Consider the following 25,935-nt stretch of genomic DNA (forward strand, 5'->3'; position numbering starts at 1 on the left):
GGTGTTGGCAGATTGGCCGACATCATCGATTTCAGATCGGATCCCAGGGTAAGTGCCATTCCTGGAGTTTCGGAAAGTGATCTCACTTATGACCCAGACAGTTGCTTTTGATCCAGATACGGCTCTTTCGCCGGCGAAGCTGAATCATCTGCAGGCCCTTGAAGCCGAGAGCATCGCCATTTTGCGTGAGGCGGTGGCGGAGTTTGCGCGACCGGTGATGCTGTACTCCATTGGCAAGGATTCAAGCGTGATGCTGCGGCTGGCGCAGAAGGCCTTTTATCCGGGGAAGATTCCATTTCCGTTGCTTCATGTGGATACGAGCTACAAGTTTCCCGAGATGATCTCGTTTCGCGATGCCTATACGAAGGAGATTGGAGCGGAACTGATCGTTCACAGGAACGAGGAGGCGATTGCGGCGGGAGCGAATCCTTATACGCTGGGGACGCAGAACTGCTGCGGCCTGCTGAAGACGCGGAGCCTGCTGGATGGACTGGCGGAGGGTGGCTTTGATGCGGCCTTCGGCGGCGCGAGGCGCGACGAAGAAAAGAGCCGGGCCAAGGAACGTGTTTACAGCTTTCGCGATGCAGCCGGGCAGTGGGATCCGAAGAATCAGCGTCCTGAGCTTTGGAGCCTGTACAACTCTCGGCTGAGGAAGGGCGAGAGCATACGGGTGTTTCCGCTGTCGAACTGGACGGAGCTGGATATCTGGCTCTACCTCTATGCGGAGAAGATTCCGATTGTTCCGCTGTACTTCGCGAAGGAGAGGCCGCTGATCGTGCGTGGCGGGCAGATGACGCTTTATCAAGATGGGATGAAGCTGTTGCCGGGTGAAGAGGTGCGAAGCGAAAAGGTAAGAATGCGTTCGCTGGGCTGCCTGCCGTGCACGGGAGCCATGCGGAGCGAGGCGGATACGCTGCCGAAGATCATCGAGGAGCTGCTGACCTTCAAGAGGAGCGAACGTGAGAATCGCGCCATTGACCATGATGAAGAGGGGTCGATGGAGGTAAAGAAGCGGGAGGGCTACTTCTGATGAGCACGATTGCAACTACAGGATTTGAAGAGTTTCTCGAGGCGCATCTTGGGCAGGAGATGCTGCGGTTTACGACGGCCGGAAGTGTGGATGACGGCAAGAGCACGTTGATCGGCAGGCTGCTGCACGATACCAAGAGCGTGTACGAGGATCAGCTGGCAGCGGTGAAGAAGAGCCGCGTGAATCGTGCGGCGAACGGGCATGTGGATTTCTCGCTGCTGACCGATGGCCTGAAGGCGGAGCGCGAGCAGGGCATCACGATCGATGTGGCCTATCGGTATTTTTCGACGGCGCGGCGGAAGTTCATCATCGCGGATACGCCCGGACATGAGCAGTACACGCGCAATATGGCGACGGGGGCTTCGACCGCGGATGTGGCGGTGGTGCTGATCGATGCGAAGGCGTACCTGCGCGAAGGCAAGTTGCTGCCGCAATCGCGGAGGCATACGTATATTGCATCGTTGCTGGGAATTCCGCATGTGGTCGCGGCGGTCAACAAAATGGATCTGGTTGGGTATGCCGAGCAGACCTTCCGATCGATTCGCGAAGAGTTTGTCGAGTTCGCTTCGCAGCTGGGATTGAAGAGTGTGACCGTAATCCCGGTGAGTGCGCTCGAGGGCGATAACGTCGTCACTCCAAGTGCGGCAATGCAGTGGTATGACGGCCCGACCCTGCTGGAGTTTCTGGAGACGGTTCCGCTTGCAGCTGGAGACAATAACGGTCCGTTGCGGTTTCCGGTGCAGCTGGTTCAAAGGCCGGATGCGAACTTTCGCGGCTTTGCGGGACAGGTGGCCCGAGGCGTGCTTCGCGCAGGCGATCGCGTGATAGCGTTGCCTTCGCAACGTGAGACGGTGGTGAAACGCATCGTGACCTGGGATGGCGATCTTGCGGTAGCCGCATATCCGCAGAGTGTGACTGTAGAGCTGGAAGACGAGATCGACCTGAGCCGCGGCGAGATGCTGATCGCTGCGGGAGTCGATGGGAAGCGAGAGTTTCCGGAGATAACCCGACGCCTGCGTGCGATGGTGGTGTGGATGCATGAAGAGCCTCTGATGGTGGGGCGGACTTATATTGCAAAGCACACAACGCGGACGGTACGGGCAACGGTGAAGGCGATCCGGTATCGGGTGGATGTGGGATCGCTTGAGCACGGACAGGCGGATCATCTGTCGATGAATGAAATTGCCGAGGTAGAGCTGGAGACCAGTCTTCCGCTTTTCTTCGACGCTTATGTGGAGAGCAGGACGACGGGTTCGCTGATCCTGATCGATGGCTTGACGAACGCAACGGTTGGCGCGGCGATGATTGTGGGACCTGCAGAGAACGCAGGCGGGCAGGACTCTCGAGCGGCCATGGTGTTGGTGGCGGGACGAGCTGGATTGGCGGAACGCGTGCGCGATGCCCTGGAAGCCCGCGGGCAGCGCGCTGTCGTGATTGATGATGCTTTGATTCCGGACGATGCATTGGTAGCCGCAGTACGGGCGCTCGAAATTGCCGGAGTGACGGCGATCACGGCTCGTGAACTTTCCGCTGACAGGCTTGCCGCTGTCGTGCATGCGGTAGAGGGATTCGCCGAAGGTGCCGTTGTTGTTGGCGAGGGATTCGACGAAGACGAGATTCTACGACTCTCGGGGGTACGGGGATGAGCGTGATCGAAGCAGAAGTAGATTATGAAGCTTTGGCAGCGGAGGATCTGGTGGCGCAGGTCGCGGAGATGGCTGCGAAGGGTTCGGTGTGCCTGACGTCGAGTTTCCAGACAGAGGACATGGTTGCGCTGCACATGCTCAGACGGCATCTGCCGGAGGTTCCGGTGATCTTTCTCGAGACCGGGTATCACTTTACCGAGCTGATCGCATATCGGGATCGCATGGCAGCGGAGTGGGGTCTGAAGCTGGTGAACGCGATGCCTGCTACCACCGTGAAGGAGTTCGAGGGACAGTTCGGAAAGCTGCATATCGTGCAGCCAACGGCATGCTGCCAGGCTCGGAAGGTTGAGCCGTTGATGCGGTCACTGGAGCCCTATGACTGGTGGTTCACGGGACTGAGGAGAGAACAGTCGCCGACGCGCGCGGGGTTGAAGAAGGTTGAGGATCACAAGCTTCCGACAGGCAGGCATTTGAAGAAGGTAAGCGTGCTTGCGGATTGGGACTGGGCGCGGGTTACTGCGTATGCAGAACGCGAGGGCATTCCTCAGTTGGAGCTTTATGCGCGCGGGTATACGAGCATCGGCTGCGAGCCTTGCACTGCAATTCCCGAGGCAGGTTCAGATGCGCGAAGCGGCCGGTGGGGTGGGAAGAAACTGGAGTGCGGGATCCATACATTCTCTGAGAAAAGCTAAGAAGAGCCTCCGCTAGCGCATAGCAGCTTTCGAGGACTAAGCTCTAACTAATGATGGAGCGGCGACAGGTCGTTCGGCTATGGCGGCAGGGTGGGGCTCGCGTACTGGCGACTGTGATTCGCGTGGAAGGCTCGAGCTATCGGCAACCGGGGGCGAGGCTGTTGCTCGGCGCCGCTGGAGAATACGCGGGAACGATCAGCGGTGGATGTCTTGAAACAGAGGTGATTCGCAGAGCAACCTGGAAGGTGCGCGAGGGCGCGGTGGTGGAGCGCTACTCAACCATGTTCGACGATACGGACGAAGTTCCTTTTGGCCTTGGATGTGGCGGGGTCGTGGATCTTCTGCTGGAGCCGGTAGAGACGCCGGAGTGCCGAGCACTCCTGGAGGCGATGGAGCGGTCTTTCTCCAGAGAGCAGTCGATCGTGATAACGTGGCTGCCGGGTGAGGGCAAGTTGCTCAGTCGTGTGATTCTGGGGATGGATGGTGTAGTGAAGTTCTCCAGTGAGGGGCTGGCGGAAAAGAAGCTCAATTGTGCTCGTGGATTGCGGCCGGGGGAATCTTATGAAGGAAGATTCGTTGAGGAACTGCGCGGCCCGCAGCGGCTTTTTGTCTTAGGCGCGGGTGATGATGCGCGTCCTCTGGTTGCGATGGCGTCCATGATGGGGTGGCATGTGACCGTTGCGGACGGACGGCAGCAGTTGGCACGGCCGGAACGGTTTCCAGGCGCCGAGCGGGTCGTGACTACAAGTGCAGAAGATGTCCGCGAACTTAATATCTGCGAAGACGATGCCGTTGTGGTGATGACGCACAGCTATGAACAGGATCGTATGCTGTTGGCTGCGCTGTTGCCCTTGGCACCGAGGTATCTGGGCCTGCTGGGCGCTCGCCACAGGAGCTCCTTATTGGTGAGTGAAGCGGCGGCAATGGCTGGTCTTACAGTGGAACAATGCTGCGAAAGAATATGGGCTCCCATCGGGTTGGATCTAGGCGGGGAAGGTCCCGAGGCGATTGCTCTGGCAGTAATGGCGGAGGCGCAGGCGATGAGCATGGGCAAGATGGCGTCTTCGCGACGGCTTACTCCAGACGATGTTGCGCGATATGTGAATGAGGGTGGGGCTTCGCGCTATCTGCGGACGCAATGTGCGGTGGATGTTGCCTCGTGAGCGTGGCGGCTATCGTATTAGCGGCTGGGGCCTCACGGCGATTGGGGGAGTTGAAGCAGCTGGTTCGTCTTCAGGACGAGACGCTGGTTGAACGCGCTGTACGAGTGTGTCGCGAGGCAGGATGTAATCCGGTAGTAGTAGTTCTGGGGGCTTCGGCGGATCGAGTGCGCGAGACGTGCTCCTTCAAGGATGCGTTGGTTATCGTGAATGAAGGGTGGTCCGAGGGCATGGGGGGCTCGGTACGCGTGGGGGTAAATGCGCTAGGTCCGGGTGTGAACGGATGTGTGATTACGACGTGCGATATGCCTGCGGTCTCGCCGGAGCATCTACGGAAGTTGATAACCGCAGACGAAGTCACGGCATCCTTCTATGCGGGGAGACATGGGGTTCCGGCGTATTTTCCGCGGGCGATGTTCAGGCGATTGATGGAGCTGCAGGGGGATACAGGGGCTCGTGAAATGCTGAAGAATGCTTCCGCGGTGGAACTTGCAGGTGGTGAGATGGATGTGGACACCGTCGAGGACCTGGCGAATGCTCGAGAGACATTCGGATAAATCTTGTGTACATCGCGCTGGGGCTAGTGCGCCTTCAATTCGACTGGCTGGCGCAGGTCGTTGATGATCTCTTGAATAGCCTGAATCACAACATCGGGTCGGTCGATGATGACTCTGTGCGAGCTGTTTTGTGCGATTTTCTGCCTGCTATTGCCAGATAATGCCAACAAGCTTGCTTGTAGCTCGGCATATCCGGTAGCTGCATTGGGCGTGCTGATTACGATGAGCGGCAAATCTCCCAAAAGGTGAGCGTGTTGGGCGGTGAGCTGTTCGATGTGAGCGACGCAATCGTTAACCATGGCCTCGCCCGGTTTCAACGGGTGCTGTGACACTGCCCATCGGTGAAGCTGCTGATCGCGTTTGGGGAGTCGGCTGAAGTTAGGATCGTCTTCATAGCTCATCGCAATTGGAGCCTTTGAGATGAGAACAGGCGGCGTATAGGAATGTGGTGGAGGAGAGGCTCGATGGCTGGGATCGTCTGAGCTGCCCAGGAAGGCGTGGTCCACGATTACCATCCCCTTGATGTTGTCCGGATGTTCCATCGCATAGAGCCGTGCCCAAAGCGCGCCGGTGGAGAATCCCACCAGCATATAAGGGCCTTCGATCGGTATTCGGGTAATGAGGTTATGGAGTTCTTCGACCCGGTGTTCGCAGGTGGGTGCTTCGCCTGTAAAAGGATACGGGTCGCTCCACGCAGTGCCCGACGGATCGAAGCTACAGACACGGGTAAACTTCGCAACTTCGGGTTGGATGAGCGCCCAATCGAAGGAGAAGGCGGCGCCTGCGATCATCACCGTGGGAGAGCCTTGACCCGTGCAGTAGAGGTGAACGCGGTATCCGCCGACGTCGACGAGCCCGCCGATTGGGGCAGGCTTCGCCGGTGTCGGCGCAATTGTTTGTGCGGCTACGATTCCCGCTACCAAACTTAGAGATGCAACGCCGTGAACCAGTTTGGAGATGCGGAAGATAGAAGTCCGGTTCTCTTTCCAGAAGAGCGCCAGGCTTGTTTGTTGCATGTTATCGACGGCCACGAGAGGTTTTCTTGCCTCGCTTGAGCGTGAGAGTAGGTGGTTTGCGCTTGCCAGGAAGTTTTTTACCGGTTGTGGCCCGTTTATGGCTCGAAGATTTTTTCGTGGTGGTTTTTTTCTTTTTGCCCTTGGTTGGCTTCTTCTTGGTGGGACTTGCGGCAGGATTGATCGCGGCGATAAGTTGAGGAGCGATGGGTGAGCCAAGGCCGGTGCAGGCATCCCAGCCGCTCGAGGCTTTAAAGGCTCCGTTGTTGCCCTGGACGATGTCGCGGAAGGCTGGCTTGGCCTTGGCCGTGTAGATGACGGGGTTGATAAAGCCGGCGATCTTCCCGTTCTGTTGATTGGCCAGTGCGATGAGACCGGCCCACAGGGGCGCGACTGCGCTGGTTCCACCGATGACCACGGTCTGTCCATCGACACGGATGGTGTAACCGGTCTGCGGATCGGCATTGCCGGCAGCATCGGGAACGCCACGCCCTCCTGCGGAGGCGATCGGTTTAGGAACTCCAACGCTGGATTGCCAGGATGGCAGGGCGAAGATGTTGCTAACGCCTCCGCCCGTGGCTCCGCCGTTCTGGTCGTTCCAGACGGTCTCTGAGGTGATGGCGCCGTTGGAACTTTCGAGATTGGTCCCGCCGCAGGCGAGCACGTGCGGACTGGAGGCGGGAAAGTCGACGTGATTCTTATTGTCGCTTTCGCCGTCGGAGGAGCCGTTGTCGCCTGAGGCTACGGTGATGGTGATGCCCAGTGCTGCTGCGGACTGGCAGGTGGCGTCGAGCGCGTTCATCGCCTGCGCGGTCCAGTTCGCCTCGGCGGCTCCCCAGGAGATCGAGATGACGCTTGGCTTGTAGGTTGTATCGTGGACGGCGGTGGCGATGGCATCGATGAAGCCCTGGTCGGTGTTGGGAGCAAAGTAGACGACGATGCGGGAGCCGGGAGCGACTGCCGCAGCGACCTCTATGTCGAGCATGACTTCTCCATCAGCACCATTCGCGTCGCCTGGCGTGTTTTTCCCTCCCGATACGGAAACGGCTACGACCTTCGGTGCCTTCTGGCCGAGAGATTTAAAGTAGGCCGTGATGTCTGCCTGGCGGAAGCCGCCGCCGAGTTCGATAAGTGCGATGGTCTGATCTGCTGCAGTCGCCTTGGCAGGAACCCCATAGAGTTGGGCAACCTGGACGGGAGTGTAAGAGATGTTGGCCCTGACATGGGGGCGTGCAAATCCTCCGGCCTGAGCGATGTTTGCGGCGGCGGCTCCGGTTTGGCCGGCGATGCGGAAATGGGGTTGGGCCTGAGGGCGGTTATCGAGTCCGAGGACGGCGACGACATAGCCGATGAGTTCGTCGGGCAGATGGATTCCGCCCTCGCGGACCCGGCAGGTACGGCCATGGAGGTCTCCGTGCATCAGGGAGACCCCGAAGGCTCGCTGTAGATTGGCGATGGTGCCGGCGAGCTTGATGGTACGGCGGCCGGGAGCAGGGGTTCCGGGCTGAACGGTGAGCCCGTATTCTTTGGCGAAGGCACGGACCAGGCGAACGGCGGCAGGATCGGGTCCGTGGCTGGCGCGGAACTGGGCGTGAGTAAGGCGTTGTCTGCCCGTCAAATATGCAGGGGCGAGGGATTTTTTGCGTCGTACGATCACCGAGACGGTGACCCGAGTGCCTGGGGCCGCAGGCGTTTGTGAAGTAGCCGGAGCGGCGGCGGGCTTTTCGCTGCCAGGGAGAACGGTGCGGGGCTGGGTGGAGAAGCGGGGAAGAGATTTGCGGGGAGCCATCAGTTTCCTCCAGTGCGAGTGTGATGCTCAAAACATGAGTTTACGTACAGGAGGCCAGTTGGCGTTATGGCATGTCGGAGGTTTTAGCAAAAAAGAGAAAATGGTAGTGGAGATGGGCATCGGGTCCCTATTTTCACGATTGGAAGTATAGTTTTGAATATGACGGAATAGGAGCGACGGAGTGGGGAAGAGGATTGATGCGCATCACCATCTGTGGCGGTACTCGGCAGACGAGTACGGATGGATCGATGGGACGATGATTGCGCTGCAACGGGATTTTCTTCCGTCCGATCTGACGACGGAGATGCGCGCTGCCGGTGTGGACGGCGCTATCGCGGTGCAGGCAAGGCAGACCCTCGAGGAGACGCGATGGCTGTTGGAGATGGCGGAACAAAACGATGTGATCTCAGGTGTGGTGGGATGGGCTCCCATTGCGAGCGAGAGGTTTGCGGCATCTCTCGAGGAGTTCAAGGATAGATCGAAGCTGAAAGGACTGCGGCATGTCGTTCAGGCAGAACCGGATGATTACTATCTTCTACGCGAGGATTTCAACCGCGGGATCAGCGGACTGCTTGAGACCGGGCTGGTATACGAAGTTTTGATCTATGAGCGGCATCTGCCGCAGGCGATCGAGTTCGTGGACCGTCATCCGAATCAGGCATTCGTTTTCGATCACATTGCCAAGCCTCGGATTCGTGATGGCGTATTGGAGCCATGGGCAACTCGGATGCGAGAACTGGCGAAGCGGGAAAATGTCTCGTGCAAGGTTTCAGGGATAGTTACAGAGGCCGACTGGAAGGGGTGGACGCTGGAAGGGATCCGGCCTTACCTCGATGTCGTGGCGGAGGAGTTTGGGCCGCAGCGCATGATGGCGGGTTCGGACTGGCCGGTATGCCTTGTGGCAAGTGGATATGCGCGGTGGTTTGGAGTTCTGGAGGAGTACTTTGCCGGGTTCAGTACGCAAGAGCGCGAAGCGGTGTTCGGCGGCAATGCTGTCCGGGTGTATGGGTTATAGCTAGGGTGGAAATCACAGAGCCGAGAACAGGTTCAACCATGTAGGATTTGTCGCGACACACAAACGAGTTTCAGGAGGCGGAGAAGGAATGCAGACTTCAGTACCGGTGACGACACGAAGCAACTCAAATACGGCTGGGGGGAAGCACCCGGTATTTCCTGTCGGGCAAATGCTGCCGTTCGTGCTGGTGACGGTGCTGTTTTTTCTGTGGGGGATGTCGAATAACCTGACGGACATCCTGGTCCAGCAGTTCAAGAAGTCGTTGGAGCTGTCGCAGTTCAGCGCGCAGCTGGTGCAGACAGCGAATTTCTTCGGCTATTTCTGCATGGCGATTCCAGCTGGTCTTGTAATGCGCCGGTGGGGCTACAAGACTGGAATGGTGACAGGGTTGTTGATCTTTGGGACAGGGATGCTTCTGTTCCTGCCCGCCGCAATGCGGGGCGAGTATGTGATGTTCCTGGTTGCGTTGTTCACGGTCGGTTGTGGTGCTTCGATCCTGGAGACGGCGGCGAATCCATTCATCGCGCAGTTTGGCGATCCGGTGACCTCGGAACAGCGATTGAACTTTGCCCAGGCGTTCAATCCTCCGGGCACGGTGGCGGGCGTCCTGGTGGGGACCTACTTCATCTTCTCCGGGGTAGAACCGAATGCGGCCGATATCGAACAGATGAAGGTGGCTGGAACTTACCACGCCTATCTTCATGGCGAGATCATGCGAGTGGTACCGACGTACATGGCGTTTGGGCTGGTGGTGCTGTTTTGCGCGCTGATCTTATCGAGAACGAAATTCCCCGTGATCCAGGTTGAGCACGAGGGGGAGGGTGAGGATCACGGAAGCTTCGGCGAGCTGCTGCGAAATCCCGCAATCTGGATAGCGGTTGCGGCCAACTTTTGCAATGTGGGAGCGCAGATCTCGTCGTGGAGCAGCCTGATTCCGTACATGAAACAGTACACCGTCGTGAGTGAGCGAACCGCTGCTCATTATCTGACGGCAGTATTGGTAACGATGTTAGTCGGAAGGTTTATTTCCACCCCTTTGATGCGCTACATACGGCCTAGCCTGATGCTGGGTGTCTATGGTGTCTGCAACGCGGTGATGATGCTGGTGACTGTATTAAAACCAGGCATGATCGGGGCGTGGGCGGTTGTGGCGAGCGGGTTCTTCATCTCGATTATGTTTCCTACAATCTTTGCTCTTGGATTGAAGGGATTGGGAAGAAATACGAAGCTGGGTGGATCGCTGCTGGTGATGGCGATTGTGGGTGGCGCGGTCTTCCCGCCGATTGCCGGATTGATTGCGCGACAGACTGGCAGCCTGGCTCTGGGGTACTTCGTTCCGCTGGTGGGGTTTGTGGGAGTTGCGATCTTCGGGTTCTACCAATCGACTCAGAGGACCCTGCTCTCAGGACCGGCTTACTGAGGTATCGCTGGACAAGGGTGCAATGAGGGATGGAACTCCATTGCGCCCTTCGTCTAGGAACAGAGTGCGCCGCATACCTCATTAGGGTCTACAAGGCGGGCAGAAGTGTGTTTACTGCTTCGTGCAGGAAAGAAAGTTAGAAGTGGCGTAACGTCTCGCTGGCTGCCTGAGATTTATAGGTAGGGTCCGGGGGAATTACTTCGTTATCCACGTTTTTCTCAAGCGAGCGGCTGACAATGTCCCGGGAGCCGAGGCCGATGGCGAGTGAGAGGGTCAGGACGATTCCGCCGAAGAGAATGCCGAAGGCGAGGTCGACGACGGTGCCACCAATTTCGAGATGGTCGAGGACGGTTGCCGCAGTGAGAACAAGGACGAGCCACTTGACTCCCACGGAGAGAAAGCGAGCATACTGCAGGCGCGCGTTAACCGCCTCGATGAGGACGGTGCGGGCAAGGAAGCGGGCTAGAAGGGTTCCGGCGATGAAGAGAATAATGGCTCCCACCGAATGGGTGAGATACGGGAGCAGGAAGAAGGACATCTGCGAGTTGCCGGCGTAGGCGGCGTCGAAGGCCGAGATCCCGATAAGGAAACCTAGGACGACACTAGCCCAGAATACGGCCCGAGCGACGAGAAGCGTGGGCCCATGAGCGGGTGCCCAGTCCAGCGGTATAAGAGAATTGCGAGACAGGCGCTCGTCAAAACGGATTGTGGTAAGCAGACGCTTCAGAAGGGCTGCCAGCAAAGCGCCAATGAAAGTGAGGATGAGGACTGCTAGCAGAAGGGCAAGCAGGCCGGGCAGAAAGTTGGCCAGGGTAACGAGGGCCCGGTGTGCGGATTGACTCAGGGCGAGTTCGACTTGTTGCCACATGGGCGGATCTCCTTACGTTTCTATATGCGCTGAAATGACAGCTATGGGTTGAAGCGGTCGGGCCAGCGCCAGCGCGATACGAGGTACGGTTTATCAGTTTCAAAGGCCTGAGCGACATCTTCAATATGACGCTCGGGCGGAACGCCGCTCTGAACCAGAATAAGATGCGAGGCGACCCATGCCAGATAGAGGGGCGTGAGTGCGCCGAGCAGGTGACCACGATTGATGGTTCGCAATCGGTAGGCGAGCACGAAGTCGTAGACGATGCGCGCCCACAGGCTGTCGGCGACACGAAAGGCTTCCTGTGGCATGACCGAGAGACGCTTGAGTCCAAGAAGTGTCTGGGGGGGAAGCACCAACGCCCAGATCTCGTGCAGGTTTGAGTAGGCGAGGTGAAAGGATTCAAGCATCTGGTTTACGTCCAGTGGCTCGGAAGGCAATAGAGCGGCAGGAATATTGCGAGGAGGCACGACGGAGCGCATGCGCTGCCAGAAGGAAGCTCTGGCGTCGATATCGGCGAAGAACGAGCCTAGGATCTGGCTGAGAAGAGCGTTGAGGTCGGCGGTCGCTGGTTGAGGCGTCGCGCGTGCGGGAAGGTCGGCTTCGGCGACTGTAAAGCCGGCGAGAGCAGCCTCGGAGACTGGCCAGAGAAGAGCATCGTTCTGGTTCGCCGCAGTAAAACGTTGTGCAGAGACGGCTAGACGCTCGGCCATGCGGAGCGAAAGGCCGAGGTCGATGGCGAGAGGGAAGCGGGGTCTCGTACCGAACAGGGCGCGGGTAAGGGGATACAAAATCGCGGAGTTGACCAGGCCTTCGCGTGGACCGAGGTGATAGCGCGAGACGATCAGATCCGTCAGCGAAGAGTTAGTGGTATGGGCCAGTTCGCGGATAGACTCCGGCTGGATGGTATGGGAGTCGGCTCCAAGCAGAAGACAGGTGGAGACATCATGTTCCTGGGCGAGTTTATAGGTGTTGAGGTAGTCGGCTGCGGTGAGCACCCAGCTTGTCGCAGAGGGGGCGGCTGGCGCATAGGGAAGCAGACGAAGATTGTCAGAGGTATGAACCGAGTTGAGGTTGGCCATCTCTGGTACTGCGATGAGTACCGGTTGGCTGGGAAACGCAGCTGCCAGGTTCAACAACGCCGGCTCCAGGGTTTCAATGGAGACCGTGCTGAGATGGATGAGCAGATTTGCGCTTGCCGGCGAAACAGTATCCGGAACTGCGGCAGCGGTATTAGTCGGCGTAGAGGCCATCGTACGTTGCGAGTGTCCTTGTGTCCGTCCAGTGCATTCGAGGCGGTCTTAAGAGGTGAGATGCTAGCCGGCAGCTAAAGTTAACTGCTGGCAGGATTCAAAAATATTAAGCAGATGCATCGAGCGCATCCGCAACGCTAACCAGAAGAAAGTATACGGGGCAAGCGTACCTGGATAGGGTTGATTGATGATATGCGGAAAGAAATGTCCTCAAAATACTTCGGTGGGTCGGGAGACAAGGAAAGTCAGCTTTGCCTTTCGAAGGTGGCAGGTGGACAGTACAACCCCTGGCTGCTGTTCGAGTTCTAACAGGAAAGACCGGAGCAGTCGAAGTTTCTTTCTGATTCTAGCCTGTTATTTCCCCTAACTTTCCTGATTAGGTTGTCCATGCCGCGTGTTCCAATCTCTACGTATCGCCTCCAACTTCATAAGGAATTTACCTTTGACGACGCTGCGGCGACTGCTGACTACCTCCGTGATCTGGGGATCTCCCATGTATATTGCTCTCCCTATCTGCAGGCCGCTCCGGGAAGCACCCATGGCTATGACGTGGTGTCGCACCAGGCGGTGAACGAAGAGCTGGGAGGAGGAGAGGGGCACGAACAGTTCTCGAAGCGGCTGAAGGACCTGGGAATGGGCCAGGTGCTGGACATTGTGCCCAACCATATGTCACTGGGCAAGGAGAACCGGTATTGGTGGGATGTCCTGGAGAACGGCGCCTCGAGCCGCTACGCATCGTTTTTCGATATCGATTGGCAACCGGTTGAGGAGAGACTGAGGGATAAGATCCTTGTGCCGGTGTTGAGCGATCAATATGGCAGGGTGCTGCATCACGGTGGGATTCGCGTGGTTCGGACAGGAGACAAGTTTCAGGTAGAGGCCGCAGGGCAAGCGTTCCCTGCCGCTCCGCAGTCGCTCCAGGCGATCCTTGGACGGGCCGCCGAACTGTCGCGATCCAAAACGCTGAGCTTTTTGGCGGTCTCCTTTGGAAGGCTACCATCGCCTCCCTATGAAGATCGACGCAAGGTGCTGGCGCTACACAACGACAAGATAGTGCTCTCAACGTTGCTGCGAAGACTGTGCAGTGAGGAACAGGGCGTCTGCGACGGAATCGATCGGGCTCTCGAAGAGTTGAATGCGAGCGAGGATCTGCTGGACGACTTCCTCAACCAGCAAAATTATCGACTGGCCTACTGGAAGACTTCAGGACAGCAACTGGGATATCGCAGGTTTTTCGATGTCAACTCTCTGGTTGGACTGCGCGTGGAACGGGAGCATGTCTTCGAAGAGACTCATGCGCTGGTGCTGGACTGGCTGGAGCGCGGGATTCTCGATGGAGTTCGCGTGGATCATCCTGATGGTCTTCGTGATCCCCTGGAATATTTTGAGAGATTGCGAGGTCGGGCACCGGATGCCTGGATCGTGGGTGAAAAGATCCTGGAGCCTGGGGAGTTTCTACGCGAGAACTGGCCTATCCAGGGCACGACCGGATATGACTTCATGAATGCCGTAGGGGGTGTGCTTTTATGGCCTCAGGGACTGGCGGAATTGACCGGCGTCTACCAGGGGTTTCTGGGCAAGGAGATGGCGGCAACTCTCACGGACTACCCAGCGCTGGCACATGACAAGAAGATCAATGTTTCACACGAGGCTCTGGGGAGTGATGTAAACCGATTGACATCGATCTTCGTTGAGATCTGTGAGTCCAATCGTGATCAGAGAGACTACACGCAGGCCGAGGTGCGGCGGGCGATTCGCGAAGTGGCGGCATGCACCAATATCTATCGCACTTATGTGGTTCCAGAGCGAAACGAGATCACGGATGAAGATCGTATGCAGATTGCAGAGGCAACGGAGTGTGCCAAAGCTCGACGGCAGGATATTGACGGAGGACTGTTCGATTTTCTTCGCGACGTGTTGACCATGGGTGTCACGGGACGGAGAGAGAACGAATTCGTGCTGCGTTTTCAGCAGTTCACCAGCCCGGTTATGGCAAAAGGTGTAGAAGACACGGCGCTGTACTGTTACAACCGTCTATCGGGAATGAATGAAGTAGGGAGCAATCCAGAGAGCAGTGGTCTTAGTGTCGCGGAGTTCCATGCTTATTGCGAGAAGATGCAGGCGACGCACCCTCTGACCATGACGGCGCTCGCCACGCACGATACCAAACGCAGCGGCGATGTGAGGGCTCGGTTGGCGGTTTTATCTGAGGTCGCTCCACGGTTTGGATCGGCAATTCACCGCTGGTCACGAATGAACACAGGCTTTCGCAGGAGAACGGCTGCCGGAGCGATGCCCGATGCCAATACCGAGTATCTCTACTATCAGACACTGATTGGCGCATGGCCCCTTAGTGTGGAGCGTGCGCAAACGTACATGCTGAAAGCGGTGCGTGAAGCGAAGCTGCAGACAACATGGGTCGCCAACAATAAGGAGTTTGAGAGCACCCTGATGGAGTTCATCGCGAAGACCCTTGAGCACGCGCCATTTCTGAAGGACCTCGAGCAATTTGTCGATCGGGTAAAAGATGCGGGGAGGGTGAACTCACTGACGCAGACGCTTGTGAAGCATACGGCACCCGGGATTCCCGATCTCTATCAGGGAACTGAAGTCTGGGACTTGAGCCTTGTGGATCCTGACAACAGGAGGCCCGTGGATTACGACCGCCGCCGTCAACTACTCGCAGACATACAGGCGCTTGACGGCCAGAATGTGGCATCGCGTGTGATGGCGCGGGCTGAAGAGGGGCTGCCAAAGATGTGGCTTGTGCATCAGGCGCTCCTTCTTAGACGAGAGCATCCGGAGTGGTTTGGCGCTGAAGCGGCTTACACGCCGATCCCTGTTGAAGGCTCGAGATCGGACTATGCCATTGCCTATTTGCGAGGGGATAGGGTGGCGACTGTAGTTCCCCGATGGACAACAAAATTGTCTGGAGCATGGCGGGACACCAGTGTGCTGCTTCCCAGGGGTGTATGGGTGAATCGATTGACAGGAGCCGCGATGGAGGGGGGACGGGTAGCTTTGAGGACACTGCTTCGCGAGTTTCCGGTGGCATTGCTGGTGCGGGAGAATAGCCATGCATGAGTTTCGTGTTTGGGCCCCTAGAGCGGACAAAGCCGCAGTGCGCATCGGAGAGAAGAGCTATGCGATGACCGTAGCAGACGATCGCGGAAGGTGGAGCGCGAAGGTAGAGGATGCCGGTCCAGGGACGGATTATGCCTTTCTACTCAATGACGATCCGACTCCCTATCCTGATCCAAGGGCGATGTGGATGCCCAATGGAGTTCATGCGGCTTCTCGCGTGTATGACAGAGGGAAGTTCACATGGAGTGATGAACGATGGCAGGCGCCGCCACTTTCAAGTGCCATCCTGTATGAAATGCACGTGGGCACGTTTACCCAGGAAGGAACGTTCGATGGCGCAATCACCAAACTTGCGCACCTGGTGGAGTTGGGCGTGACTCACATCGAGATCATGCCGGTTGCCGAATTTCCCGGTGACTTCGGATGGGGATACGACGGCGTGGCCCTGTTTGCGGTGCGCCAGGCATATGGCGGCCCAGATGGGTTAAAACGTCTCGTGAATGCGTGCCATTCACATGGTCTGGCGGTACTGCTGGATGTTGTATACAACCACTTTGGCCCAGTGGGGAACTATACGAGCAAGTTTGGACCATACCTCACCAACAATCACTGCACGCCATGGGGAGATGCGGTAAATCTGGAGTTCGAACAGAGCGACCAGGTGCGACGATTCTTCTGTGACAATGCGCTGATGTGGATGGAGGAATATCACATCGACGGCCTGCGTCTGGATGCTGTGCACGAGTTCGTAGACCGTTCCGCGATTCACTTTATGGAACAGCTTGCAAGAGAGGTGGAAGAGCTTTCGACGCGGCTTGGCCGGCGCCTGGTGCTCGTGGCCGAGAGTGATCTGAATGATCCACGAGTCGTGCGGCAACGAGAGGCAAACGGTTATGGAATGAATGCGCAGTGGAATGATGACTTCCACCACGCATTATTTACCGTGCTGGATCCAAATGGAGAAGGAAAGGGCTATTACAGCGATTTTGGCTCAATGGAGCGATTGGCGAAGGCCCTGACGCAAGTGTTCGTGTACGACGGCATCTACTCCCCTTATCGCAGACGTGTCCACGGACGCCGAGTCGAGGGCCTGTCTACGCATCACTTCGTTGGATTTATCCAGAACCACGATCAGGTTGGAAACCGCGCGACAGGTGACAGGCTGGAACATATTATCGGCCTGGATCAGGCAAAGGCGGCGCTTGGCCTGGTGATGACAGCGCCGTTTCTTCCCTTGCTGTTTCAAGGAGAAGAGTTCGCCGCCTCTACGCCATTCCAATACTTTGCCCATCATGAAGACGAGCAGATGGCGCGTTCGGTTTCAGAGGGAAGAAAACGGGAGTTTACAGCCTTTGGATGGCGGCCTGAAGATGTTCCCGATCCGGACAGCAGAGAGACGTTTGAGAGGTCAAAGCTGAAGTGGGACGAGGTCCAAAACGGCACCCATGCAGAGATGATGGATTGGTGCAAGCGGTTGATCGCTCTGAGGAGGGGATCGGCCGCGTTGAACGATGGCGAGCCTGGACAGACGAAGGTGCGTTATGACGAGGCGAAGCGTTGGCTTGTGATGGACCGAGGTCAAGTGCGTGTGATGTGCAACCTGGGAAGTACCGCGGTAGAGCTTGAGAACCAAGGCGGATATCGTCAGGTCCTGTCCTCGCATAGCGATATCCATATAGAGGGTGAAAAGGTTCTCTTGCCTCCCGCACGGTTTTCCGTTCTTTCGAGAGAGTAGGACGAGTAAGTTTCCCGCTGTGAGATGACAGATCTAAAGCGGAACTGGAAGGTTTGTGCTGCCCTATAACTTCTCCGGTTCCACCTTGAATCTGGTCACTCTCAGGAAACTTTTCATATTTCCCATCGTCTTTCACGTACAGACCCTTACGGAGAGACGGGCGGCCGGGCGCGAGCGCGACCGGTTATAGAACAGTTTGCATATTTGCATGGGACGGATAGACATGATGCGCATGAGAACGAGCGTTTGCACGGCTTCGTTGGCAGCGGCCCTGATTTTAGGTGCGGGAGCGGGGCAGCACACGTCCGCTGTAGCACAAACTGCACCAGCGGCCGGAAGGCAGATCGGAACCGTGAAGGCGATCTCGGGAAATACCCTTACCCTCGCGGGTGATGGCGGAGCGCAAGTAAGCGTTACAGTAGCCGATGGGGCGCACATCCTACAGCTCGCACCTGGAAGCACGGACCTGAAGTCGGCGCAGCAGATTACGCTTGGGGACATTGCAGTGGGAGACCGGGTTCTAGTGACCGGCAAGGCGGCAGACGATGGCTCGCTGTCAGCTATGCGAGTCATCTTGATGAAGTCTACCGATATCGCGCAAAAGAATGAATCGGAGAAGGCAGACTGGCAGAAGCGGGGATCGGGAGGCCTGGTCAGCGCGGTGAACGGCTCCTCTCTGACCATCACTGCTGGAGCGAGAAAGATCCAGATCGAGACAACTCCAGCGACGAAGTTCAGGCGCTATGGAGCAGATTCGGTGAAGTTCGAGGATGCGAAGCCTGGGACGCTCGATCAGATTCGACCAGGAGATCAGGTCCGGGTACGCGGCAGTAAATCCGACGATGGTTTGACGATTCAGGCTGAGGAGATTGTGAGTGGATCGTTCAAGAATCTGGCGGGAACGATCGCGAATATGAATGCAGCTGGCGGAACGCTGACCTTGAAAGACCTAGCCACGAAGAAGACGATGACCGTCAGCGTAACCTCGAACTCCGACCTTCGGAAGCTACCGCCGGAGATGGCAGCACGATTCGCCGCTCGTGCACGGGGCGGTGCTTCAGGGGCCAGAGCAGCGAATGGTGGTGGGGCTCCTCCTGCGGAGAGAACGGCGACGGATGCTGCTGCGACTCCGGGACGTGAAGGTGGGATGGGTGGCACAGGACGTTCCGCGGGAGGCGATCTCTCTCAATTGCTGTTGCGGCTGCCGACGGAGTCCCTTGCCGACCTGAAGACCGGTGACGCCGTGATGATTGTCGCCTCGGAGCCAAGTCCGGGGAGCGACAAAGTCACCGCGGTGACGATGCTCTCGGGAGTGGAACCGATTCTGGCGGCTACTCCGAACGGAACACCGGCAATGACTCTTTCGCCCTGGAATATGGGCGGAGGAGGAGCCGCGGCTTCGGACGGCGCGGGTGGCGGTCCGCAGTAGAACGTATTTACCGATTTTCTCGTTTATTGGTTTGAGGAGAAGGAATGAGATTCACCAGGACACTGAAGTTCTTTTTGTTTTTTTTGACTGCCTTGACATCTCTGGAGATGAGAGCGCAGCAGCCCGCGGGCACCTCGGTGCATGGAGTCGTTACCGACCCGGATGAAGCAGTGATCCCCGGGGCTGTCGTAACCCTGACTCCTGCAAAGGGCAAGGCAATCGTAATTCACTCAGGAAGCGATGGAGCGTATACCGCCTCCGGCATTGCTCCGGGTACCTATGTGGTGACCGTGACGATGAACGGTTTTGCCACGTTCGTGCGGCAGGGCGTCCGTGCCGCGGCAGGCCAGTCGCTCGCGCTCGATATCAAGATGTCCCTGCAGGTGGAGTCGCAGGAGGTTCAGGTCACGGCGCAGAGCCAGCAGGTAAGCGTGGATGCCGACAGCAACGCCAGCTCCACGGTAATCAAGGGCAAGGATCTGGACGCGCTCTCGGACGATCCGGATGAACTTTCTTCGGAGCTTTCGGCTCTCGCAGGCCCGGCCGCGGGACCAAGCGGAGGTCAGATTTACGTTGATGGATTCACGGGTGGCCAACTTCCTCCTAAATCATCGATCCGCGAAATCCGCATCAATCAGAATCCGTTTTCGGCTCAGTATGACAAGCTTGGATATGGACGCGTAGAGGTCTTCACCAAGCCAGGCACCGACAAGTATCACGGAAACTACAGCATTCAGGGAGGGGACAAGGCATTCAATACGTCCAATCCTTTTCTCGGCCAAAGCAACGACCAGCCGGACTACCACACCGTCTTTATGATCGGCAGCATCAACGGCCCGATCAATCACTTTTCGTCCTTCACGGTGGGCGGATCGCATCGTGATATCCAGGACAACTCGATTGTGAATCCGGGCGGCTATTATGCCAGCTCGGCGGACGCTACCACGCCGTGTTCTCCTGGGGATCGTAGCTGCTCCTACTTCCCCTCGGTCCCGGAATCGATTCGCGCAGTGCCTCATCCGCAGACACGCAGCGATATCTCTCCCCGGGTTGATTTTGCTCTCGGTGACAAGAACACACTTACCGTTCGCTATCAGTACTACGTGAACGGGATAAAGAATGCTGGCATTGGAAATACGAATCTGCAGAGCTCCGGATACAACACCGAGGCGACCGAGCACACGGTGCAGATCAGCGATACGCAGATTGTGAGCTCGCATGTCATCAACGAGACCCGGTTTGAGTACCAGAGAGAGTATTCAACCCAGGATCCGCTGAGCACTGATCCCGCACTTTCCGTACAAGGCATCTTTACTGCAGGTGGATCCAGCCAGGGAACGCAGCGCAGCACCGCAAACCACATCGAGGTGCAGAATTACACCTCAGTCGCTCTCGAGAAGCATTTTCTGCGGCTGGGTGGAAGGCTTCGCACGACGGGCGAATCAGTAACCTCGAGGCAGGGGGAGAACGGCACCTTCACGTATTCCTATCTTCTGGATCCGTGTACGGATCCGAACCCGAGCATCAAGAAACCGAGCAACTGCGCGCAGAACGTTACTACACCCTGCGATCAGGCGAACGCCAGCATCTCGTCGTATCAGTGCGGAATACCAGGCCAGTATGCAAAAGCTCAGATCAACGAGCCTACGGTCCACGCGCGTCTAACGGATGTGGGCCTGTATGCGGAGGACGACTGGAAGGCACGGCAGAACCTGACGATCAGCTTCGGCCTTCGCTATGAGGCGCAGAACGTGATTAATAGTGCCCACGATATCGCTCCGCGCGCGTCGTTTGCCTGGGGAATTCCGCGAGGCCAAGGCAAGTCTCCGATCACAGTCGTGCGCGGAGGATATGGAATCTTTTATGACCGGTTTACGATCGATAATTATGTAAGTACGTTGCAATTGGACGGCAATGCCCAAGTGCGGTCGACCTTCATCAACCCCGGAAGTTCGTGCGGTCCAAATAACACGAACGGTTGCGGATCTTCGACAACGAGCCGCGCGACGATCTATTCTCTGGGCAACGGTATTCGAAGCTCTTATACGCTGCAGGCCGCATTAGGAGTCGACCAACAGCTTGGCCGAGTTGGAACAATCTCGCTCAACTATCTGAATGCGCGCGGTGTTCATGAATATCTGAGCCGGAACTTTTTCGATGCGAGCACCGCTGGATCTCCCTATGACTATCAATTTCAATCCGGCGCAGTCTACCGTCAGAATCAGTTGATGGTGAATGGAAATGCGCGAGTCCATGCGGTGAATCTCTTCGGCTTCTATGCGCTGAGCTTTGCGGATGCGAACACCTCCGGTGCAACCTTCTTCCCGACAAGCAATACCAATACGCGGGTCGACTATGGTCCTGCCACTTTCGCGCGGCGGCAGTTTGGTGTTGTCGGCGGAAGCATGCAGTTCCGGTATGGCATTACGGCAAGCCCATTTGTGATTGCACAGGCAGGAACGCCTTATAACATTACGACCGGTCTCGATCCATTTGGATCGTCGCTCTATAACGCCCGGCCGTACTTTGTGAATGGCGATCAGGGTAATTGCGCGAACTCGGCAGACTTCAGTGCAACCCAAACTGGAAGCCTAGCGCCGGTGCCGATCAACTACTGCACCGGGCCAGCGAACGCGACATTCAATCTTCGTCTCTCGAAGGTCTTTGGCTTTGGCGAAAAAACTGGTGCAGCGGCTGCAAGCGGTTCAGGACAGCAAGGGCAGAATCGGCGCGGCGGAGGCGGCGGCAATCGCGGCGGAGGCGGTGGTGGAGGCGGCCGCGGTGGCGGAGGCAGCCCGATGGGAATGGGAGGCGGCAACTCCGGACGGCGGTACTCTTTTACCATTGGAGCGCAGGCTCTCAACCTGTTCAATATGGTGCCGTACGGTACTCCGACGAGCAGCTTGAGCTCTCCTCGCTTCGGCCAGTTCACGACGTTGGCGACGGGACCGTTCAGCTCTCAGACGGCGGTGCGGCGCATCATGTTGCAGGCTTCCTTCAACTTCTAAGCTGACAAAAAAGAAGAGGCGCGACCAGGAAATCGGCGCGCCTCTTCTTTTTTTTGCCTCTACCAACCCGATGTCCGCAGAAGTGGGATATGCCGATCTCGGCGCGATTTTTTTCTCAATCATTTGCACTGACCTCTGGATAGGTAGAGGCAGGAATATCGTTTGTTGACTCATCACCGGTTCGATGTCTCCTGCGTAGCTTCGTTCGTAGCGATCGAATATGTTCTAATTTCCGCCAGGTTTTGGGTTTATGGAGGATGGATGCGGAGATGGATCACGGTTTGTTTCGTATTGCTTGCAGCGCGAATCGTGCCAGCGCAGATCCCGGATGGCGGCAAGGCTCAGATCGAAGGTGCGGCCGGAAGCCTGATTCTCGACAATCGGGTAATTGGGATGAGGTGCACTGCGGGTGAGCAGGGGCTGCATGTTGAGGTGAAAGATATGCTCTCCAATCGCACGGTACAGCTGGACGGGCCATTCAGCGTTCTATTTGGCGACGGCTCGATTGTGCGCGGGGATCGAATGCATGTAATCGAGCGCCCTGTTGCCGTGGACATCAAGGCCGACCCCGAGGCCTCTCGCGAGTCCGAACGAATTGCGGGTAAGGAAGTTCATGCTCTGTTGGAAGATGAGCGAAGTGGCCTGCGGGTTCGATGGGAGGCAGAACTGCGCGATGGCTCGAGCTACATACGCCAGATCTTTACGCTGGAGGCTCCAGGGCATGACCTCGCTATAAGCCTTCTTCGCCTGATCGATATCAAGCCCTCAGAGGTGGTGCTTCACAACCTGCGCGTGGTGGGAACTGTCGCTGGTTCACCGATTGCTTCAGATGATTTTTTTCTTGGCTTCGAACACCCGCTTTCCGTGAGCCGGGTTGTGCGCGGCGAAGGGACAGCAGAGCTGGAACGCACACTTCCGCTCGTGAAAGGCCAGTCGATTCTCTATTCATCCGTTGTCGGAGTGGTATCCGGCGGTCAGCTGCGGCGCGACTTCCTGACCTATCTCGAGCGGGAACGCGCGCACCCATACCGAACTTTTCTTCACTACAACTCGTGGTACGACATGGGGTATTTCACGCCGTACGATCAGGCGCTGGCGATCGATCGCGTGCGGACCTTCGGCCAGGAACTGCACGAAAAGCGTGGAGTAACCATGGACTCGTTTCTCTTCGACGACGGCTGGGATGATCATGCCTCGTTGTGGAGCTTCAATAAAGGCTTTCCCGACGGCTTTGTGCCGGTGCGCAAAGCCGCACAGGAATATGGGTTTGCGCCGGGCGTGTGGATGTCACCGTGGGGAGGCTATTCCAAGCCGAAGCAGGAGCGTGTGAAGTTCGGTGAAGCGCAGGGATTCGAGATCGTCGGAGGAGGTTTCGCTCTGTCAGGGCCGAAATACTATGAGCGGTTCCGCGAAGTCTGTTTGAAGATGATTCGGGAACAGGGAATCAATCAGTTCAAGTTTGATGGCACAGGCAACGTCAACCATGTAGTTCCTGGAAGCCACTTCGATAGCGACTTCGACGCGATGATCCACTTGATCGGTGAGTTGCGCGAGGCAAAGCCGGATCTTTATATCAATCTGACGACGGGGACCACGGCATCGCCCTTCTGGCTGCGTTATGCAGATTCCATCTGGCGTGGCGGCGAGGATGACGATCTAGCTGGAGTGGGAACGAAACGAGAGCGCTGGATCACGTATCGAGATGCCCAGACCTACGATCGGATCGTAGCAGAAGGGCCTCTGTTTCCTCTAAGCTCGCTTATGCTGCATGGGATCATTTATGCGCGTGATGACAAGCGGCTCAATGACGATCCAGGCAACGACTTCGCGAATGAAGTGCGCTCCTACTTCGGCAGTGGAACCCAATTGCAGGAGATGTACCTGACCCCGGATCTTCTTTCCGCGAAAAATTGGGACATGCTGGCTGAGGCAGCGCGTTGGTCGCGAAACAATGCGAACATCCTGAAGGACACGCATTGGGTGGGTGGCAATCCTGAATGGCTGCAGGTGTACGGCTGGGCTTCGTGGTCGAAGGGAAAGGGAATCCTGGTGTTGCGCAACCCTTCAGAAAAAGAGCAGCAGATATCGCTGGATATGGCCGCTGTTCTTGAGCTTCCTGGTGGAGCGGCTCGGCATTTCTTCGCTCGAAGTCCCTGGAAAGAAGATGCAGGCAAGCCTGTAATTTCCCTTCAGGCAGGCGTGTCGCATCGCTTCGAGTTGAAGCCCTTCGAAGTTCTGACTCTGGAGCTTCAGCCCAGCCACTAAAGCTCCCACGCGCGATAGGACGAAAGAAAGAAAAGCGCCTCGTAAAAAGGCGCTTTCCTTAGGCATCGCTTTTCTATTTGGCAGCCTTCTCCGGCTTTGTAAGTGGAGTAGTAATGTCATCGAGGTAGGCTGGTGTTCCATTGCTTCGCTGCAGCGACGGGTACCGCTCCCCTTCGTGGTAATCGATAGCCGCCGTTGAGACAAAGGTGTCAGCCTGCAGGATGAAATGAATTGGTTCGGTTTTGCCTTTCGCCTCCTGGATCGCAGTCTTCAAGGCATCGGCGGAGAAGATATTGCCATTAACGGCAAGGATCTTCTGGCCAGGAGCGAGGTTTGCCTTGTCGGCAGGCCCTCCCCAGCGGACGTCTGAAATGACGCCTTCGCCGGTGAGACGCAATCCCAGGGAGTACCAGACGTTGATTCCGCTTGCGCGACGGCCTCCTGCAGACACCATCGTGTGCTCGGAAGGGCTGGGCTTGTCGGTGAAGACTAGCTTGTAGCCGCCGCGCTCAATCCCGTCGAGGTCAGCGTGCGGATTGACGTTGTCGATGCGCTCATGGATGAATGCCGCCCAATCGTATTTGACGACCTGGTTGAGGTCGGCGACCAGCTCGTCACGGTTATAGGGAACGATGAGAGGACCCGTGTTGCCGCCTTTGGCGAGGAAGATGTGCAGGAAGTCGGTGAGGGACTTCTTGTTATTGGTCTGTTTGCGGATGAGGGTATCGGCATCGAGCCAGAACAGCTCACCTTCCTGGTAGTAGTCCTGACCGCGTCGCCAGTTCGACAAGGCAGCGTTGCCCCCGCGAAGGATGCTGGCAGCGATTGCGGTGTCTTCGGTCGAGCGCCACTGGCGGCCCGGCTTGTAGTCGAGGTTCGCTGCGGACATAGCCAGCAGATCGCGGTACTCCGCTTGTGACTTGAGCCCGGAACGTGCGGCCAGCACGTTGCCCATATACTGTGTCATCCCCTCGTAGACCCATAGGAGAGAGCCCTGCTGCATCTTGGCAAAATCGTTCTGATAGAGGTTATAAGGCCGGCGATATTTGCCATTCCAGGAGTGCGTAAACTCGTGCGCTAGCAGATCTGCTTCTGCGAGCTGATGGGCGTCGTCGGAAAAGCCTTTTTCGCCTACGCCATTGTCGGAGGACTGACCGTGTTCAAGTCCCTCACCGCCGGCCACGTCAGAGAGCGTCAGCAGGAAATGGTAGACGTTGTAGTGTCGTGAGTCGTAGGCGGCACCGGTCTCGCGAACAAGGTTGTTCAACTCCGCAAGCAGAGCAGGGCGCAGATTAGAGTCTCCGGGTTGGTCTGAGACGACATCGATGTAGTGCTTCGGCGTGACTTCAGGGGCAAGGGCAAACTCATGGAAATATTCGCCGGTTATAACAGGAGAATCTTCGAGCTGCTCTACAGTTGTGGCGGCATAGTGGTTCGTACCGCCAGCGGGATGCTGAGGATCGTATCCGTCCGTCGGAGTAAGCGCTGTGCCAATTCCCCAGCCCTTCGGGACGGTGACGGATGGTTGAATGGCGATCTCTTTTACCGGAATGTTGGCCGGATAAAGGAGGAGTTTCTCCCATTCCAACACCGCAAGCTTCTGGCTAATACGAGCGGTGACGATGCAATCGAGATGAGCGTGAAGGGTCGTGACGCCTGCAGGGATCGTGACATGAAACTGGTAGAGGTCCTGATCATCCCGCCTCCAGGAAAGAGGCTTGCCATTCGCTGTGAAAACAACGCCAGTGATGTCACTCACCGGCCCGGTAGGGCGGTGGTTTCCGGGAATCCACTCCGGCGTCGTCAGAGAGACGGTTCCTGCGCTGACCGGAATATCGACCTCAGCGTGATAGATCTTGCGCGGCGCGTCTGACAGATCGGCGGTGATTTGAATTGGAGCCTTCTGGGCGAAGGCAGATGTTGCTGCTAGCAAGGCGAGGGGAAGAACGTCAGAGCGGATGAGCATGAGCG

General features: G+C 57.2%; 17 protein-coding genes. 12 read left to right on the top strand and 5 right to left on the bottom strand.

Annotated features, from left to right (window positions below; genetic code table 11):
• Positions 1–88: 88 nt before the first annotated feature.
• The 5 genes from cysD to AC5S26_RS15670 are packed head-to-tail and all read left to right on the top strand — an operon-like array spanning position 89 to position 5,085.
• Positions 89–1,030, top strand: coding sequence for a sulfate adenylyltransferase subunit CysD (cysD, locus tag AC5S26_RS15650; protein WP_494185837.1), 942 nt, complete (start codon positions 89–91; stop codon positions 1,028–1,030).
• Positions 1,030–2,676 carry a sulfate adenylyltransferase subunit CysN gene (gene cysN / locus AC5S26_RS15655; protein ID WP_494185838.1) on the top strand — a complete coding sequence of 549 codons (1,647 nt, stop codon included), beginning with the start codon at positions 1,030–1,032 and terminating at the stop codon, positions 2,674–2,676. Before cysD ends, cysN begins: the two co-directional genes overlap by 1 nt.
• Positions 2,673–3,368 carry a phosphoadenylyl-sulfate reductase gene (locus tag AC5S26_RS15660; RefSeq protein WP_494185839.1) on the top strand — a complete coding sequence of 232 codons (696 nt, stop codon included), beginning with the start codon at positions 2,673–2,675 and terminating at the stop codon, positions 3,366–3,368. Before cysN ends, AC5S26_RS15660 begins: the two co-directional genes overlap by 4 nt.
• Before the next feature lie 50 nt (positions 3,369–3,418).
• The gene (locus AC5S26_RS15665) at positions 3,419–4,531 is read left to right on the top strand and encodes an XdhC family protein (RefSeq protein WP_494185840.1); all 1,113 of its coding nucleotides are present in this window, start codon (positions 3,419–3,421) and stop codon (positions 4,529–4,531) included.
• Positions 4,528–5,085: a nucleotidyltransferase family protein gene (locus AC5S26_RS15670; RefSeq protein WP_494185841.1), complete on the top strand. Its 558-nt coding sequence runs from the start codon at positions 4,528–4,530 to the stop codon at positions 5,083–5,085. Before AC5S26_RS15665 ends, AC5S26_RS15670 begins: the two co-directional genes overlap by 4 nt.
• Before the next feature lie 23 nt (positions 5,086–5,108).
• Here AC5S26_RS15670 and AC5S26_RS15675 read toward each other — a convergent pair whose 3' ends face one another.
• Complete coding sequence (locus AC5S26_RS15675; protein WP_494185842.1) at positions 5,109–6,116, bottom strand: alpha/beta fold hydrolase; 1,008 nt, start codon at positions 6,114–6,116, stop codon at positions 5,109–5,111.
• Positions 6,103–7,887 carry a S53 family peptidase gene (locus AC5S26_RS15680; protein ID WP_494185843.1) on the bottom strand — a complete coding sequence of 595 codons (1,785 nt, stop codon included), beginning with the start codon at positions 7,885–7,887 and terminating at the stop codon, positions 6,103–6,105. Before AC5S26_RS15680 ends, AC5S26_RS15675 begins: the two co-directional genes overlap by 14 nt.
• A gap of 181 nt (positions 7,888–8,068) precedes the next feature.
• Between AC5S26_RS15680 and AC5S26_RS15685 the strand changes: the two genes are divergently transcribed.
• Both AC5S26_RS15685 and fucP read left to right on the top strand, forming a co-directional pair.
• Positions 8,069–8,902 (top strand): amidohydrolase family protein, encoded by an 834-nt coding sequence (locus AC5S26_RS15685; RefSeq protein ID WP_494185844.1) that lies wholly within the window; start codon positions 8,069–8,071, stop codon positions 8,900–8,902.
• A gap of 88 nt (positions 8,903–8,990) precedes the next feature.
• Entirely contained in the window at positions 8,991–10,322 is a 1,332-nt protein-coding gene (fucP, locus tag AC5S26_RS15690) for an L-fucose:H+ symporter permease (protein WP_494185845.1), read from the top strand.
• Positions 10,323–10,458: 136 nt separating this feature from the next.
• Here fucP and AC5S26_RS15695 read toward each other — a convergent pair whose 3' ends face one another.
• Positions 10,459–11,190: a hypothetical protein gene (locus AC5S26_RS15695; protein ID WP_494185846.1), complete on the bottom strand. Its 732-nt coding sequence runs from the start codon at positions 11,188–11,190 to the stop codon at positions 10,459–10,461.
• Between the two features lie 41 nt (positions 11,191–11,231).
• On the bottom strand, positions 11,232–12,443 hold the full coding sequence (locus AC5S26_RS15700) for a hypothetical protein (protein ID WP_494185847.1): 1,212 nt from the start codon (positions 12,441–12,443) through the stop codon (positions 11,232–11,234).
• Between the two features lie 387 nt (positions 12,444–12,830).
• On the opposite strand from AC5S26_RS15700, the gene treY reads away from it, so the two are divergent.
• The 5 genes from treY to AC5S26_RS15725 all read left to right on the top strand — a co-directional run bounded on the left by treY (position 12,831) and on the right by AC5S26_RS15725 (position 23,964).
• Positions 12,831–15,527 carry a malto-oligosyltrehalose synthase gene (gene treY / locus AC5S26_RS15705; RefSeq protein ID WP_494185848.1) on the top strand — a complete coding sequence of 899 codons (2,697 nt, stop codon included), beginning with the start codon at positions 12,831–12,833 and terminating at the stop codon, positions 15,525–15,527.
• On the top strand, positions 15,520–17,262 hold the full coding sequence (gene treZ / locus AC5S26_RS15710) for a malto-oligosyltrehalose trehalohydrolase (RefSeq protein ID WP_494185849.1): 1,743 nt from the start codon (positions 15,520–15,522) through the stop codon (positions 17,260–17,262). Before treY ends, treZ begins: the two co-directional genes overlap by 8 nt.
• 232 nt (positions 17,263–17,494) lie before the next feature.
• Entirely contained in the window at positions 17,495–18,691 is a 1,197-nt protein-coding gene (locus AC5S26_RS15715) for a DUF5666 domain-containing protein (RefSeq protein WP_494185850.1), read from the top strand.
• Positions 18,692–18,735: 44 nt separating this feature from the next.
• Positions 18,736–21,699, top strand: coding sequence for a TonB-dependent receptor (locus tag AC5S26_RS15720; protein ID WP_494185851.1), 2,964 nt, complete (start codon positions 18,736–18,738; stop codon positions 21,697–21,699).
• A gap of 261 nt (positions 21,700–21,960) precedes the next feature.
• On the top strand, positions 21,961–23,964 hold the full coding sequence (locus AC5S26_RS15725; RefSeq protein WP_494185852.1) for an alpha-amylase family protein: 2,004 nt from the start codon (positions 21,961–21,963) through the stop codon (positions 23,962–23,964).
• Between the two features lie 73 nt (positions 23,965–24,037).
• Here AC5S26_RS15725 and AC5S26_RS15730 read toward each other — a convergent pair whose 3' ends face one another.
• The gene (locus tag AC5S26_RS15730) at positions 24,038–25,930 is read right to left on the bottom strand and encodes a M61 family metallopeptidase (protein ID WP_494185853.1); all 1,893 of its coding nucleotides are present in this window, start codon (positions 25,928–25,930) and stop codon (positions 24,038–24,040) included.
• Positions 25,931–25,935: the final 5 nt, after the last annotated feature.

Source organism: Edaphobacter sp. FHG110511_03 (assembly GCF_059115365.1).

Bases quoted from the DNA above. Each gene is read 5' to 3' on its own strand.
- cysD (WP_494185837.1), top strand. From the start codon at position 89: ATGACCCAGACAGTTGCTTTTGATCCAGATACGGCTCTTTCGCCGGCG.
- cysN (WP_494185838.1), top strand. From the start codon at position 1,030: ATGAGCACGATTGCAACTACAGGATTTGAAGAGTTTCTCGAGGCGCAT.
- AC5S26_RS15660 (WP_494185839.1), top strand. From the start codon at position 2,673: ATGAGCGTGATCGAAGCAGAAGTAGATTATGAAGCTTTGGCAGCGGAG.
- AC5S26_RS15665 (WP_494185840.1), top strand. From the start codon at position 3,419: ATGATGGAGCGGCGACAGGTCGTTCGGCTATGGCGGCAGGGTGGGGCT.
- AC5S26_RS15680 (WP_494185843.1), bottom strand. From the start codon at position 7,887: ATGGCTCCCCGCAAATCTCTTCCCCGCTTCTCCACCCAGCCCCGCACC.
- fucP (WP_494185845.1), top strand. From the start codon at position 8,991: ATGCAGACTTCAGTACCGGTGACGACACGAAGCAACTCAAATACGGCT.
- AC5S26_RS15695 (WP_494185846.1), bottom strand. From the start codon at position 11,190: ATGTGGCAACAAGTCGAACTCGCCCTGAGTCAATCCGCACACCGGGCC.
- AC5S26_RS15700 (WP_494185847.1), bottom strand. From the start codon at position 12,443: ATGGCCTCTACGCCGACTAATACCGCTGCCGCAGTTCCGGATACTGTT.
- treY (WP_494185848.1), top strand. From the start codon at position 12,831: ATGCCGCGTGTTCCAATCTCTACGTATCGCCTCCAACTTCATAAGGAA.
- treZ (WP_494185849.1), top strand. From the start codon at position 15,520: ATGCATGAGTTTCGTGTTTGGGCCCCTAGAGCGGACAAAGCCGCAGTG.
- AC5S26_RS15715 (WP_494185850.1), top strand. From the start codon at position 17,495: ATGAGAACGAGCGTTTGCACGGCTTCGTTGGCAGCGGCCCTGATTTTA.
- AC5S26_RS15720 (WP_494185851.1), top strand. From the start codon at position 18,736: ATGAGATTCACCAGGACACTGAAGTTCTTTTTGTTTTTTTTGACTGCC.
- AC5S26_RS15725 (WP_494185852.1), top strand. From the start codon at position 21,961: ATGCGGAGATGGATCACGGTTTGTTTCGTATTGCTTGCAGCGCGAATC.
- AC5S26_RS15730 (WP_494185853.1), bottom strand. From the start codon at position 25,930: ATGCTCATCCGCTCTGACGTTCTTCCCCTCGCCTTGCTAGCAGCAACA.